General features: G+C 34.4%; 13 protein-coding genes. 1 reads left to right on the top strand and 12 read right to left on the bottom strand.

Features of this window, described 5'->3' with window-relative positions:
* Positions 1 to 65 precede the first annotated feature (65 nt).
* The 12 genes from EKM01_RS04705 to nagB all read right to left on the bottom strand — a co-directional run bounded on the left by EKM01_RS04705 (position 66) and on the right by nagB (position 13,648).
* A complete protein-coding gene (locus EKM01_RS04705; RefSeq protein WP_126459908.1) occupies positions 66 to 896 on the bottom strand; it encodes a 1,4-dihydroxy-2-naphthoyl-CoA synthase in 831 nt (276 codons plus the stop codon).
* A gap of 876 nt (positions 897 to 1,772) precedes the next feature.
* A complete protein-coding gene (locus tag EKM01_RS04700) occupies positions 1,773 to 2,627 on the bottom strand; it encodes a S1 RNA-binding domain-containing protein (protein ID WP_126454843.1) in 855 nt (284 codons plus the stop codon).
* A gap of 413 nt (positions 2,628 to 3,040) precedes the next feature.
* Positions 3,041 to 3,544 (bottom strand): CAP domain-containing protein, encoded by a 504-nt coding sequence (locus tag EKM01_RS04695; RefSeq protein ID WP_126562183.1) that lies wholly within the window; start codon positions 3,542 to 3,544, stop codon positions 3,041 to 3,043.
* A gap of 165 nt (positions 3,545 to 3,709) precedes the next feature.
* Positions 3,710 to 4,354, bottom strand: coding sequence for a pyridoxamine 5'-phosphate oxidase (pdxH, locus tag EKM01_RS04690; RefSeq protein ID WP_126562184.1), 645 nt, complete (start codon positions 4,352 to 4,354; stop codon positions 3,710 to 3,712).
* Between the two features lie 96 nt (positions 4,355 to 4,450).
* Positions 4,451 to 5,356: a ribonuclease Z gene (locus EKM01_RS04685; RefSeq protein WP_126459916.1), complete on the bottom strand. Its 906-nt coding sequence runs from the start codon at positions 5,354 to 5,356 to the stop codon at positions 4,451 to 4,453.
* Positions 5,357 to 5,451: 95 nt separating this feature from the next.
* A complete protein-coding gene (locus EKM01_RS04680) occupies positions 5,452 to 5,784 on the bottom strand; it encodes a ribonuclease Z (RefSeq protein ID WP_126459918.1) in 333 nt (110 codons plus the stop codon).
* A 77-nt stretch (positions 5,785 to 5,861) separates the two neighbouring features.
* On the bottom strand, positions 5,862 to 6,788 hold the full coding sequence (locus tag EKM01_RS04675) for an aspartate carbamoyltransferase catalytic subunit (RefSeq protein ID WP_126555712.1): 927 nt from the start codon (positions 6,786 to 6,788) through the stop codon (positions 5,862 to 5,864).
* Positions 6,789 to 6,834: 46 nt separating this feature from the next.
* The gene (gene pyrR, locus EKM01_RS04670; protein ID WP_126555710.1) at positions 6,835 to 7,374 is read right to left on the bottom strand and encodes a bifunctional pyr operon transcriptional regulator/uracil phosphoribosyltransferase PyrR; all 540 of its coding nucleotides are present in this window, start codon (positions 7,372 to 7,374) and stop codon (positions 6,835 to 6,837) included.
* Positions 7,375 to 7,562: 188 nt separating this feature from the next.
* Complete coding sequence (locus tag EKM01_RS14530) at positions 7,563 to 7,724, bottom strand: hypothetical protein (RefSeq protein ID WP_158616087.1); 162 nt, start codon at positions 7,722 to 7,724, stop codon at positions 7,563 to 7,565.
* Positions 7,725 to 7,852: 128 nt separating this feature from the next.
* Positions 7,853 to 9,472, bottom strand: coding sequence for an ABC-F family ATP-binding cassette domain-containing protein (locus tag EKM01_RS04665; RefSeq protein WP_126453416.1), 1,620 nt, complete (start codon positions 9,470 to 9,472; stop codon positions 7,853 to 7,855).
* A 186-nt stretch (positions 9,473 to 9,658) separates the two neighbouring features.
* Positions 9,659 to 11,686, bottom strand: coding sequence for a beta-N-acetylhexosaminidase (locus EKM01_RS04660; protein WP_126767129.1), 2,028 nt, complete (start codon positions 11,684 to 11,686; stop codon positions 9,659 to 9,661).
* 24 nt (positions 11,687 to 11,710) lie between these two features.
* Positions 11,711 to 13,648 (bottom strand): glucosamine-6-phosphate deaminase, encoded by a 1,938-nt coding sequence (nagB, locus tag EKM01_RS04655; protein WP_126568947.1) that lies wholly within the window; start codon positions 13,646 to 13,648, stop codon positions 11,711 to 11,713.
* Positions 13,649 to 13,995: 347 nt separating this feature from the next.
* On the opposite strand from nagB, the gene EKM01_RS04650 reads away from it, so the two are divergent.
* The gene (locus tag EKM01_RS04650; protein ID WP_126767126.1) at positions 13,996 to 15,657 is read left to right on the top strand and encodes an MFS transporter; all 1,662 of its coding nucleotides are present in this window, start codon (positions 13,996 to 13,998) and stop codon (positions 15,655 to 15,657) included.
* Positions 15,658 to 15,720: the final 63 nt, after the last annotated feature.

The raw sequence follows: 15,720 nt of genomic DNA, 5'->3' as shown, positions 1-15,720 counted from the left end.
ATGACAAATTACGACTGCGTTCTTGATGGCGACCTACTACTGAACACTTATAACTGAATACTCAATTACGGCAACCATTTTTTCTCAAAATTCGGTTTTCTTTTTTCCAAGAATGCATTCCTGCCTTCTTTAGCTTCTTCGGTCATATAGGCAAGTCTAGTGGCCTCACCGGCAAAAACCTGTTGTCCCACCATTCCATCATCCGTAAGATTCATCGCAAATTTTAGCATTTTAATAGCCATTGGAGATTTTTGCAAGATTTCCTGCGCCCATTCGTAAGCCGTATTTTCTAATTCAGCGTGAGGAATCACAGCGTTCACCATTCCCATATCCATAGCATCCTGAGCAGAATAATTGCGTCCCAAAAAGAAAATTTCACGTGCTTTTTTCTGTCCCACCATTTTAGCTAAATAAGCTGAACCATATCCACCATCAAAACTGGTTACATCGGCATCAGTTTGTTTGAAAATAGCGTGTTCTTTACTTGCCAAAGTCAAATCACAGACCACATGTAAACTATGTCCGCCGCCTACAGCCCATCCAGGAACTACGGCGATAACTACTTTTGGCATGAATCGGATTAAGCGTTGTACTTCTAAGATGTTCAAACGATGCTGTCCGTCATCGCCTACATATCCTTGATGACCACGTGCGTTTTGATCGCCTCCGCTACAAAAAGAATATACGCCATCCTTAGAAGAAGGTCCTTCGGCAGAAAGTAAAACTACTCCAATTGAAGTATCTTCCTGCGCATCATAAAAGGCATTATACAATTCAGCTGTCGTTTTTGGACGAAATGCATTGCGCACATCCGGCCTGTTAAAAGCAATTCTGGCAACGCCATTGCATTTCTTATAAGTGATATCTTCGTATTCTTTAGCAGTAATCCAATCCATTACAATTGATTTTAATTATTATAGTGTAAAAATAAATCATTTTTTACATTTTATCTATTCTATTTAGACAAGCTTATGGTAATATTTCTCTCATTAAAGGCTTTGTAATGTTAAAAAACGACCAAAAAATAGCGTTTTAACAGTTGGGAATCCAAATTATTTCTAACTTTATAATCAGCTAATCAGATAAATACGAATTATTTATCTCATTTAATTATTGATTTTTCACTGATTTATTAACCTAAAAAAAGAATGTATTGAATATCATTAAAAATGTTGTCACTCGTTTTTCTACGGTAATAACTTATAACACTATTTCAAAAGCCCTGATTAACGAGTTTATGAGAAAATCATTTGCTTCAGCAGTAAAAATAAAAGTAACACCCACGGTTAACTAAAGAGCTATTTTTCTTGTTCTTGCATAAGTGAGACATTAATAAACAATTGTTTAGAAAATTATCTTCCAATATATATAAAACCAGTGGCTTTATTGTGAAATTATTTTCAAAAATGCTACGCAACTGACTGGACATTTAAAGACAAACTATTCTTTAAAGTACTTTATGCTTACGTTATTGTTTTAAAAATAGTATCCTGAATACTATAGTGTTAGAGGTGGATAAAGTTACTTTGGACATCCAATTTATTTTAATGTTGTCAGAATTTATTATTCTAAAACAATATTAAAAAGAGAAAGACTAATCATACCGATTAGTCTTTCTTTTTTTAATTTACATTGAACATTGTTTAAACATTTTATATTTTTTCTAAATCATTTAGAAATTAATCTACAGTAAGAATATGCTCCTTGACTAAACTTCCTAAATTTTTTAATGGTTGAAAACGATAAAACATAAAAATAGTGTTGGTATTATTTTACTCCTTAATTAAGTAAATTCCGTCTTCCTTGATTTCGATTAATTTCTCTCGGTATAAAGCACCAATGGCTTTCTTGAAGGTTTTCTTGCTCATTTTCAAAACTGTTTTAATGTCTTCCGGGTGTGAATTGTCCGTCAAACGCAAAAAACCTCTGCTGGCTCTTAACTCATCTAGAATTTTATCTGCATTGGGCTCGATACTTTGGTACCCCTGAACCTGCAATGCCACATCAATTTTATTATCAGGGCGAATCGTCTTAATGTAGCCGCGCATGCGGTCTCCTGTTCGAATTGCATCATCATACACTTCATCTTTGTACAACAAACCTTTATGTTTCTCGTTGATAATTACGTTAATTCCTATTTCAGTAATGTGCGAAACAATCAAATCCACTTCTTCTCCTTTTTCAACCGTTAGCTCCTCATTTTTTAGAAATTGGTTGGTTTTACTGGAAGCCACCAAACGATTGGTTTTTTCGTCCATATAAAGATAAACCAAGTAGCGTTTGCCTTTTTCCATAGGACGCGCCTGCTCTTTGAACGGAACCAAAATATCTTTTTCCATTCCCCAATCCATAAAAGCACCAATCTGATTGGTATAATTCACACGCAAAAGCGCAAATTCATTCAATAATATATACGGTTCTAATGTGGTGGCTACGGGTCTTTCTTCGTGGTCTAAATACACAAAAACAATCAACTCCTCGCCTATTTCAAATTCGTTTGGTACATATTTGTTAGGCAACAGAATGTCGTGAATTCCTTCGGGATCTTTTTCTGGATTACCTAGAAACAAACCCACTTTGGTATCGCGTAATATGGTAAGCGTATTGTATTTTCCTATTTCAATCATTTTCTTTCAATTTCTAAAGTGCAAAGGTACGAAGTTTGAAAATAGTAAATTAAGAAACCGTCCACAAAAAAACAAAGCCCGAATCCGAGGTTTTTTGGTTTTCCAGAAGCATCACTTTCCGTTGTTTCATTATGAGTTGTACTGCCGACTATTTAGTATCTTTTACTCATCAGTGGACGTAAACCAAAAATGAAAGAGCTACTTTAGAATAAAATTAGTTGTTTTTTTTATAAACGAATAAAAATTCCGTAAGATTACACAAATACAAAAAGTCCAATGAAAGTAGATTCATTGGACTTTTTGTAAATAAAAAAATAGCACTAAACCTTTTTAAAAATAATTGGCTATTCATAAAAAATAAAAGGCCGTCTTTTGGGGGAAGACAGCCTTTTAATTATAAAAAAATACTCAACTTAAATTTTTGCGAAGATATTTGTGTAATATTTTTTACCCGTTGCAGGATCCTCTTTTATTGCAATTCCAAAATGGGTAAAATTACCCTCTATATTTTCTTTATGACTAGGACTGGCTAACCAAGCATTTAAAGCCGCTTGTGGTGTATTGTAATTATAAGCAATATTTTCGCTCACGGATGTGGCTCCTAATGTTTTCATTATATTTTCGGAACGAGCCACAAAATCATTATGATTCACTACATTATTTGCAATCATATAATGATCATGTTCTTCTGATTTGTAAGACATGTGATTAATTTTTTCTAAAGGTGTTAAACCCTTGCGAACTCTGTGAGCATTAATCAAATTCATCGTTTCTATTTCGATCGAATTGTATGAATAAACAGTTACTTTCTTTGCTACGGCATCAGCTGTTTGAGTATCAGAAGAGTCTGAAGAACAGGAATTCATAGTGCATATTACAGTCACGAGCAATAACGCACGAAGTAATTTTAGCTTCATAAGAGTAGTAGTTTAAGTGTAAAGTAAATTGTGGGACAAAAAACTTTAAGAATAATTAATAGATGCTTTTTATTATTAATTAAAATTACATCTTTTATCGTTAAACTACCAAAAATAATCGACTAACTACATTATAAAGATATTTATATATGTATATTTCCTACTTTAAGGAGAGAGCCTGTCCATTTTCCAAGAATAATCGTGTTGACTTGTATAACGAATTCTATCATGTAATCGATTGGGCCTTCCTTGCCAAAACTCTACTTCTAAAGGAGTTACTAAAAATCCGCCCCAGTGTTTGGGTCTCGGAATTACAACACTCTCAAAATCTTTTTCTAACTGCTTCAGGTTTTCCTCTAAATAGCCTCTGGAAGGAATCACTTCACTTTGGTTAGAAACTATTGCGCCTAATTTACTGCCATCAGGTCTGGATTCAAAATAACTATCAGAAGTCATTTCCGATGTTTTTTTTGCAATTCCTTTAATGATTACCTGACGCTCCATAGTATGCCAAAAAAAAGACAGGCACACATTAGGATTTTCAGCAATAGCCTTACCTTTTTCTGAATTGTAATTGGTATAAAAAATAAAACCTTCTTCAGTAAATTTTTTCAATAAAACAACTCTAGACTTGGGAAAACCATCTAAACCTATTGTAGCAACCGTCATAGCATTTACTTCGCTTTCGCCACCATAATCTTCTACTTCATGAAACCAGCGATTAAACAAATTTATTGGGTCTTCCGGAATATTCGATTCTAATAATTCACTCTTTTCGTATGATTTTCTGTAATTACTTAAGTCGTTCATATTTCATTGTTTTAAAAAAGTTTGATTGTTGAATGATTTGATAAAAATTATCAAAAAATCCAAATACTATTTTATACTCTAAATTGATTTCTGTATTTAAAACTCAAAGCTTTTTCCATCATCTGCTAAGAGTACTGAGGGGAAAATAGTTTCGGCTTCTTCTTTAAACAATCCGATATTTTCATATCGGGTGGAATAATGTCCTAAAACTAATTGTTTAGCATTTGCTTTCAAAGCTATGGTTGCAGCTTCTTTAGCTGTAGAATGTAATGTTTTTTTTGCCAGATTTTCCTCCGATTGAAGGAAAGTAGATTCATGGTACAACACATCTATATTTTCAATTATAGGAAGTATCTCCTCATTGTAAGCAGTATCTGAGCAAAATGCATAATTCTTTGCCGGAATAGGATCAAATGTCAATTTGTCGTTTGCTATGATTCTTCCGTCTTCCAACGCGATGTCTTTCCCATTTTTTATTTTTTGGTAATAGCAGCTCTCTATTTCATAATTTTGAACGGCATCCAAATTCAGTTTTCGGTCTCCTAATTTTTCTTGGAACAAAAAACCATTTGTATACACGCGGTGTTTTAATGGAATGGTTTTCACCAAAACCTTGTCGTCTTCAAAAATAATTTCGCTTTCCAGCGATTCCAATTCATGAAAGAACAAACCGTAATTGGTCCAAGAATTAGACAATCGCAATTGCAACTTGATAATTTCTTTGATGCCCTTTGGACCATAAATATGCAAATCCGTAGTTCTGTTGAGCAAAGTAAATGTGGATACTAAACCCACTAATCCAAAGAAGTGGTCTCCGTGCAAATGGGAAATAAAAACATGGTTTATTTTAGAAAATCGTATTTTATTCTTCCGCAATTGCACTTGGGTTCCTTCTCCGCAATCAATCAAAAAAAGTCTGTTTTTTATGTCTAAAATCTGGGAAGTAGGATTGGTAAAGGTTCGTGGAGTGGCTGCATAGCAACCGAGGATTGTTAGTTTCAAGTTTAATTTATTCGGTTATTTGGTTAACTGTTTAATCGTTATTTCATATTTGTTTAAATAAATTTGGCGGTTAAAAAGTAACCGAGTGTTCTAACTTAAAAACCTAAATCTCTTTCAATCTCCTCCATTTCAATAATATCATGAGACTCTAATAGTGAAGGCACCACAGTTAATTTCTCAGGAATGGCATTGTAATCAAAATCAGAAGTGACAATTACAAAAGATTTTTTAGCTTTTTTATGTTGTTTTGACAATGGCATAAATAATTTAACATCATTTGTTGACAAATCGTTATGCAACAAAAGATCAATTATTATGTTGTGTTTTTCGAATGTTTTATATTGATGGGTAACCTTCATTAAAAAAGAAGTAAAATCACCCTGAGTATCCCTAATCGTTATCGTATGTCCTTTTTGATCTACTTTCATTGTATTAAATTTCAGAGACTGCATCTTTAATAGCAGTATGGTTTATAAGTAGCTAATTTACAAAGTTTTAAATTAGTTTATTGAATTTTTGAAGCCAAAAGATAAATAACCGCCATTCTAATTGCTACACCATTTTCTACTTGGTTCAAAATCACGGATTGATGGGAATCAGCCACTTCACTTGTAATCTCTACACCGCGATTAATAGGTCCGGGATGCATAATTATAATTTCTTTATTAAGAGAATCCAAAAGTGGTTTATCAACTCCATATAGTTGTGCATATTCCCTTGTGGATGGAAAATAATTGACATCCATACGTTCATTTTGCACACGTAACATATTGGCAACATCACACCATTCTAATGCTTTTCTTAAATTAGGTTCCACAGTAACGCCAAGCGATTCAATATGTCTTGGAATAAGTGTTTTAGGGCCGCAAACTTTGACCTCAGCGCCTTGCATTTGCAACGCATAGATGTTGGACAAAGCGACTCTGGAATGCAAAACATCACCTACAATGACCACTTTCTTTCCGGCTACTTCACCTAGTTTTTCTCGAATGGAATAGCTGTCTAACAACGCTTGTGTAGGATGTTCGTGTGCACCATCTCCTGCGTTGACGATGCTGGCTTTTACGTTTTTGGACAAGAAATAAGCAGCGCCTGGATTCGCGTGCCGCATCACCACCATATCTACTTTCATCGAAAGGATATTGTTTACGGTATCTATTAATGTTTCTCCCTTTTTGACAGAAGATTGTGCTGCCGAAAAGCTAATAACATCTGCAGACAACCGTTTTTGTGCTAATTCAAAAGAAAGTTTTGTTCTGGTACTGTTTTCGAAGAAAATATTGGCAATGGTAATATCTCGTAACGAAGGCACTTTCTTAATTGGTCGATTAATGACTTCTTTAAAATGATCGGCAGTTTCAAAAATCAGGTCAATATCATTCTTGTTGATGTATTTTATCCCTAATAAATGATTTACGCTTAATTCTTTCATTTTTATTTACGATTATAGTTTTTAATAGGTGGCTTTTGTTTTAAATCTAACTTGTAATTAAATACACACCATCTTCTCCGTCATTTTCTTTCCAGCTCACTTTTACTTTTTCATCATTTATTGCGTCTACCTGTCTGCCTCTATAATCCGGTTGAATGGGTAAATTGCGACTGAAACGTCTGTCTATCAAAACCAGCAGTTCAATTTCCGAAGGTCGCCCAAAAGATTGTATAGCAGTCAAAGCTGAACGTATGCTTCGTCCGGTGAACAGGACATCATCTATGAAAATGACTTTTTTATTTTCAACAATAAAATTAATCTTGGTTTTATTGGCTTCTAATGGCTTATCTGTTCTTCTAAAATCATCTCTGAAAAAGGTAATATCCAGATAACCTAATTGAATTTCAGGAGTTTGATATTCTTTTTCCAGAATTTGTTTCAATCGCTCTGCCAAAAAAACACCTCTTGGTTGGATTCCAACTAATATTGTATCTGAAAAATCTAAATGTTTTTCTATTAATTGACAGGCCAAACGATGTAATATGATAGTAACTTCTTTTGCAGTAAGTAATACTTTTTGACTCATAGTAATTGTGTAGTTTGGTTTGGCAAATATACAAATTCCAATTTATGATTTTATAATTAAAAAGAGAGAAAATGCTAATTCAAATAATTCAAAAAAAACAGTATATTTATAGTACTTAATTTTACAAGAAAGAATGAAAATTATGTAATAGCGACCAGAAGTGATACCCTAATTTTACATTTTAACATTTAACATAAAAAACACAAAATCATGCAAAAAGGACTCACCAGATTATTGATGCTTTTTATAGTACTAATATCATTTTCAAGTTGTTCAATAATAGGAGGAATATTCAAAGCTGGAGTAGGTGTTGGTATATTTATAGTTGTTGCCGTTATCGTTATTATCATTTTTATCATTAATAAGATTTTCGGTAAGAAATAATGATCGTTTAATTAAGATTGACAATTAAAAACTTCTTTTAATAAAAATATCCCGCAATTGCGGGATATTTTTAATCTTAAATATAAATTACTTTTTATACAATATACATTTTAGCTCTCAATTCCTGAACTTTTTCATCATCTAGGTAATCATCAAAAGTCATGTAACGGTCAATCGCTCCATTAGGCGTTAATTCAATTACTCTATTAGCAACCGTTTGCGAGAATTCATGATCATGAGTGGTGAAAATCACAGAACCTTTGTAGTTTTTTAATGAATTATTAAAAGCTGTAATGGACTCTAAATCCAAGTGATTGGTAGGTTCATCCAGCATTAAAACATTCGCTCGTTCCATCATCATTCGAGACAACATGCAACGCACTTTTTCTCCTCCGGATAATACTCTGCAGGTTTTTAAGGCTTCTTCTCCTGAAAAAATCATTTTTCCAAGAAAACTACGAATATTTACTTCATCACGCTCCTCTTCAGTTTTTACCCATTGACGCAACCAATCTACAAGAGAATAATCGTTTTCGAAAAACGAATGATTATCTCCTGGTAAATACGCTTGGTTTGTTGTAACTCCCCAATCATAAGTTCCGGAATCCGCTTTTTGATTTCCATTTAGAATTTCGTAGAAAGCGGTAGTGGCACGTGAATCTTTGGAGAAAAGAACGATTTTATCGCCTTTGGCCATATTCAAATCTACGCCTTTAAATAAAATATCTCCATCAACAGAAGCGCTTAAATTTTGCACATTCAAAATTTGATCTCCTGCCTCACGCTCTTGGTCAAAAATAATTGCCGGATAACGACGACTTGATGGTTTTATTTCGGAAATATTCAGCTTGCTAATCATTTTTTTACGAGAAGTAGCTTGTTTTGATTTGGCTACATTCGCACTAAAACGACGAATAAATTCTTCTAATTCCTGTTTCTTTTCTTCTGCTTTTTTGTTTTGTTGCGCGCGTTGTTTTGCTGCTAATTGACTTGATTCATACCAGAATGTATAGTTTCCGGAATAATGATTTATTTTACTGAAATCTATATCCGAAATATGCGTACAAACAGAATCCAAAAAGTGTCTGTCGTGAGAAACTACAATTACGGTATTTTCATAATTGGCCAAGAAATTCTCTAACCAGGCAATGGTTTCAAAATCCAGATCATTGGTAGGCTCATCCATAATAAGTAAATCCGGATTTCCAAAAAGCGCTTGTGCCAAAAGGACACGAACTTTAATTTTTCCCTCAAGATCTCCCATTAAAGTATAATGATGTTCCTCTGTAATGCCTAGATTTGACAACATCGATGCCGCGTCGGAATCAGCATTCCAACCGTTCATCTCTTCAAATTGCACTTGTAACTCGCCTATCCTGTCCGCATTTGAATCATTGTAATCTAAATATAAAGCATCCATTTCTTTTTTGATCGCATACAAGGTTTTATTCCCCATCATAACGGTCTCCAATACGGTGCTTTCGTCAAACATATTGTGGTTTTGGTTTAAAACCGACATACGTTTTCCTGGTTCCAAATGAATATGTCCCGAAGTTGGGTCCATTTCACCGGCGATTATTTTAAGAAAAGTAGATTTTCCAGCGCCATTGGCTCCGATAACTCCGTAGATATTACCGTGAGTGAAGGTAGTATTTACTTCGTCAAACAAAATTCGTTTGCCAAACTGAACTGATAAATTATTTACTGTTAACATGAATATTTATTTTATAAAATTTTTGCAAAAATACGAAAAAAATAACGATTTACTGAATTCCAAAAAAATCCATTTTTAACGGTTTTAATTTACGGATTAGAACAACAATTAACAGAAAAAAATCCTGACACAAATTATCAGGATTTCAAAATTCTTACTTCATAAAGCCAATGTTACTTTTCTTGTTTACAGCAATTTTTTCAAACTACCGTAAACTGCTAATTCTACATCGGCGGGACTTCTGGTATTGCATTTCTCTAATAAATCTTCCAATACCGTTTGACTTACTTTTTGTTTTTTATCTATTAAAAGCAATAGCTGCTGGGATACATCACTCAAACTTTTAGACAAGGGCAAAAGAGGTTGCACCAGCGGCGCATTGGCACTTAAAGCAATTAAATCGGAATTTAGGACGATCCACTTCTTAAAAAAGTCAGTCACTATCCCTTTATTCTCCTTGCTTTTATTTGCTAAATATACATTGACTGCAACATTAAAATCTAGTGCTTCCGAAGCATCCGCATTACAAGCATCCGCAAATAAGGTCAACGGAGAATGCATGCGGTATTTCTTTCCGCCACCATTACGTTTGTAATTTTTCAGTGGTTCACAAAGGTTTGAAAAATCATTCAATGCACGCGTATCTTGATTGTTGCTGATGTTTCTTAAAATCACTTCTTTGTTTCTAATGTGAGTAATTCCGAGTTCTTCTAATCGAAAAGAAATTGTTTTCAACCTTTTGCGTAAGCTGTTCATATCGGTAACAGATTCATCAGACCATAATCGCTCGGCTATCGCAGCGGTTCGTGGCCAAATTCTGGAATCTATATTTAATGGCGTTACGAGTTCACTCCACATCGCTGCTTCTCCTCCTAAAACCCTTGCTTTTTCCACTGGACTAAGAATTATCTTTTTGGGTATGGGATCATTCAAATAATGACTTTCAATACCAAGCATCAAATCAATATAATATCCATTTGACAACACTGTATTGTAACCGCTTTTTGCAGCTTTGATCAATGCTCCACCGGCTTCTTGCCCTTCGTTAGTTCCTCGCCAAGCATGAATTATGGCGTCTTTAGACATATTTTCAGTCATTATTTCTTCCCAACCCATTAATTTTTTGTTGTATTTTTTCAAGATTGGAATCAACTTCATATTAAAATAAGTTTGCAAATCATGATTACTGGCCAGATTATTATCCTTTTTAAATTGCTGAATAGCAGGATTTGCATTCCACTCCTTCCCATTGTTTTCGTCACCTCCAATATGAAAATAACTACTTGGAAATAACGGGCACACTTCATCAAAAATAGAACTTAAAACTTCGTAGGTTTTTGGATTTATAGGGTCTAAAGTCGCATTGAAAATCCCTGAATTTCTTTGTACTTCATACGTGATTTCCCCCTCACCTACTTTACTTCCTATTTCAGGATAGGCAGTCAGCAATGCCGATGCATGTCCAGGAACATCTATTTCAGGAATAACCAGAATCCCTCTTTCATCAGCATATTTTACAATATTTTTAATTTCTTCCTGAGTATAAAAATTTCCATCTGAGGCTAATTCTGTCAATTTTGGATGATTTTTTAATTCAATTCTCCAACCTTGATCATCGGCTAAATGCCAATGGAAAACATTCATTTTCATCGAAGCCATAGCGTCCAGATTTCTTTTGATAACATCTACCGGTTGAAAATGTCTTGCCGCATCAATCATCAGGCCTCTCCAGGTAAAACGTGGCGAATCCGAGATTTCAACAACCGGAAAGTAAAATGACGTACTATTATTCTGAAGCAATTGTAATAACGTCTCCAAACCATGCAAAGCCCCTAAATCACTTGTGGCATTAATGGTTATTTGATTAGAAGCAATTTTCAATTCGTAACTTTCATCTTCATTAATTTCTATTTTTCCGTTGCGAACACAATTTATCTGCAATTCAGCTTCCGGACTTTCGTTGACTTCTGTCAAAAAACTTTGTTCGAGAAACAATCCCGTTCTGCCATCTAATCGTCGCAGAAAATTGGTTGCGCCTATAAAAATTCTAGGATTAGGATTCCCGGTAATATTCACTTTAAATTTTTTGCTTAAAGCAAAAGTGCCAGCGGTCAACTTTATATTTTGTGGCCAAGGCATCAGGTTTAATTGCTCGGTGGTAATTTGTGCATTCGAAACAAAACTTACTAATAATAGGATCAAAAAGTATTTCATAGTTTATAGGTATTCAATATGTTTTTAATAGTCAAAACGTTTAAAAGCTTCGATGGCTTCATATTCTGCCAGTCCTAAATCATCATATAATTTTGCTGTATGTTTATTGCGGTCTTCGGCACGCACCCAAAATTCTCTGGAATCATTACCTTGAAACATCACGCGGTCTTTTTGCGATTGATGGTATAAAATTGCGTGTCTTTTTAGCATTACTTCTTCTGGACTTAATGGTACTGCCATGTCTATTTCATGAATTTCCCATTCATGCCAAGCACCACGATATAACCACAGCCAGCAATCATTCATAAACGATTGTGGTTTCAACGCTGCCATAGCAGTAAAAATAGCATTAAGACAAACTTCATGCGTTCCGTGCGGATCCGCAAGATCACCAGCGGCAAAAACCTGATGCGGTTTTATTTTTTCGATAATCGCTTTTACAATAGCAATGTCATCCGCGTGGATTGGGTTTTTCTTTATTAGTCCCGTCTCATAAAAAGGCATATCCAGAAAATGGATATTCGATTCATTTAACCCAATGTATCGAACGGCTGCATACGATTCTCTGCGTCTGATGAGTGCTTTAAGTTTCCGAACTTCAAGAGAATCTATTTGATTTTCTGACTTGTTCCTCAGGAAATCAATAACGGATTGAAAATCAATTTTAGTTTTAGCATCTCCAATGAAATCAGTACAAACCTCAGCAAATTTTAAGGCTTCGTCATCTGTAACAGCGATGTTTCCTGAAGTTTGATACACTACATGAACATCATGTCCTTGCTTTATTAATTTAGAAAAAGTTCCTCCCATGGAAATCACGTCATCATCTGGATGCGGACTAAAAAGAATCACTCTTTTCTTATCAGGATTAGCCCTTTCCGGTCTATGGGAATCATCAGTATTAGGTTTACCTCCTGGCCATCCGGTTATGGTGTGCTGCAACACATTGAACATATTTATATTCAAGTCGTAAGCTGAACCTTCTAATGCTAAAAGATCAGACATTCCATTATTATTGTAATCTCTGTCGGTCAATTTCAAAATAGATTGATTGGTACTTTGACACAGCCAAACAATTGCTTTGCTTTTTAACTCTTGAGTCCAAATACATTCGCCCACTAACCACGGTGTTTTAAAACGGGTTAATTCTGAAGCTGCCAATTGATCTAAAACGAACGTAGCATTAGCATGATTTTGCAAAAATGTCGCAGGAACTTCAGAGCTAATATCGCCTTGAATTGTTCTTTTTATTATATCTGCTTTGTTTTGGCCCCAGGCCATTAATACAATTCTTTTAGATCTTAGAATCGTAGAAACTCCCATGGTAATTGCTCTTTTAGGAACATTGTCAATCCCATTAAAATCAGATGAGGCATCGACTCTTGTAATGTGATCCAAAGTAATTATGCGAGTGCCCGAGTTGATATGGGATCCTGGTTCATTGAACCCAACGTGACCCGTACGACCAATTCCTAATAATTGAAAATCAAGTCCGCCAGCATTTTTAATATTCATTTCATAATCAATACAGTATTGATTCAGTTCTTCAATAGCTATCGTTCCATCTGGGATATGTATGTTTTCAGGCTTAATATCGATATGATTAAAAAGATGCTGGTGCATGAAATAATGATAGCTTTGGTTATTTTCTTTTGTCATCGGATAATATTCATCCAGATTAAAAGTGACTACATTGCTAAAACTAAGTCCTTCTTCTCTATACATTCTAACTAGTTCTTCATACACTTTAATAGGTGAAGAGCCAGTAGCCAAACCAAGAACACAAGATTTATTTTGCTTTTCTTTTGATTTAATCAATTCAGCAATTTCCTGCGCTACAATTACAGAGGCTTCTGTTGAGTTTTTGAAAATTTCATTATGAATTTTTTCAAATCTAGTTTCTTCGAATTTACCGGCACTTTTATAACTGATATCTTTTTTTCTTCTTAAATCACTTTTCATATCGTGTTTTTCATACTGAATTATAAAGATAGTTTTTTTTAAAAGAGTAAGGAAAATAAAAAATACCATAAATCAGATTGCTTCGAGTATCCAAAAAAATGGAGATTATGAAAATCTTAAACTATTTCTATAGATAAAGTACATTTAATCCCAATTTCAAAGTTACCGTCGTTTTAGAATTAGCAAAAAGGTTAAAAAAAAAGCATCATTTTTTAATAAAACGTGGTGATTCAATAATTATAACAATATTTAGTCTAAATTATTTTTTTTTAATTTACTTAACAAATATATTTACGGTCTTACAGCTATAAAAGTATTTAGTTTTAATCATTAACCAATGTATACTTATGAATTCAGAACAAACAAAGTCTAACAATTCCGCGCTTTACACGCTCATAACCGTATTTTTCTTTTGGGGTTTTATTGGAGCATCAAACGGAATTTTTATTCCATTTTGCAAAGCTAAATTTGGCTTAGACCAATTTCAAAGTCAACTTATCGATTTTGCTTTTTATGGGGCTTATTATATCGGTGCTTTATTGCTTTTTATTTTTAGCAGTATCGCCAAAAAAGATATTTTAAACGGTTGGGGATTCAAAAAAGGAATTATTTACGGATTATTGATAAGTACGTTTGGAGCTCTGCTTATGATTTTAGCGGTAACACAAGGAAGTTATTTGTTTATTCTTGGTGCATTATTCATTGTAGCTCTTGGTTTCTCACTGCAACAAACATCGGCACAGCCGTTTGCTGCTTCACTGGGTGAACCACATTCAGCATCAAGCAGGCTGAATCTTGCCGGAGGAATCAACTCATTGGGCACCACAATAGGACCGATAGTGGTTTCTATCGCCTTGTTTGGTGTTATTGCAGGAGTTAATATCGAAGAATTTGCTCAAAAACCAGATTCATTAGATTCTATGAGAATCCTTTATGTATTTGTTGGTGCACTCTTTTTATTGGCAGCAGCCTTATTCCATTTTTCTAAAAAGTTACCGGCCGGAAAAAGTGATTCTACTTTTGAAACGGCGAATAAAGCAATGAAAACACTAATTGCGATCACTGTAATTTTGGTTGCCATTTTTGCTTATATCTTTTCCCGTTATGAAGATGCTGAATTTATTACTCGTTTTATCGAGAACAAAGAAAAAGATTACTTAGGATTAGCCTTAACGGTTTCTACACTTTTGGTAGTTGTTATTGGATTATTTTTCGCCAATACAACGGCTCAAAAAAATCCTGAAGGATGGGGAGCCATGAAATACCCACAATTAGTTTTGGGAATGTTAGCCCTTTTCGCTTACGTAGGTGTCGAAGTAACTATAGGAAGTAACCTTGGTGAATTATTGGTGACTGCTGATTTTGGTTCAATAGCTGGACCTGCTTTAGCGCCCTATATGTCTATGTATTGGGGAAGCTTAATGATTGGGCGTTGGGCAGGAGCCATTACAGTTTTCAACCCGTCATCTCAACTAAAGAAAATTTTACTTATCGTAGTTCCTTACATAGCTTTTGGAGTCGTATTAGCCGCTAACGCTATTTCCGGACAAGATGTAACACCTTTATATGCTTATGCATTTGTAATTTTGTTCCAAATCGCTGGTTTCTTTTTAGGAAAAGATCAACCGTCTAGAACCTTAATGATTTTTGGTTTAATGGGAATGACAGCCATGCTTATTGGTTTATTCACTACGGGTACAATCGCTATTTTTGCTTTCATGAGCGGTGGATTATTCTTAAGTATCATGTGGCCTTCTATTTTCTCATTAGCAATTGCAGGTTTAGGAAAATATACCTCCCAAGGTTCAGCCTTCTTGGTGATGATGATTTTGGGTGGTGGTATTATCCCGCCATTACAAGGAAAACTAGCAGATATTATAGGAATTCATGCTTCTTACTTCATTCCTGTTTTATGTTTCGCATTCATCGCATTCTACGGATGGAAAGTAATTGGAATTTTGGAAAAACAAGGAATCGGAAAAGAAGTAGAAGTTGGTGGCCGACACTAATCAAAAATATAATACCAAACCATATTGATACCAAACCAATAAAAAAAATCCCATTTCAAATTT

This window comes from Flavobacterium sp. RSP46, assembly GCF_003984825.1.
In the GTDB taxonomy this organism is placed as follows: domain Bacteria; phylum Bacteroidota; class Bacteroidia; order Flavobacteriales; family Flavobacteriaceae; genus Flavobacterium.
The sequence above is the reverse complement of the archived record's forward strand: the minus strand, read 5'-3'. Positions and strand labels throughout refer to the sequence as shown.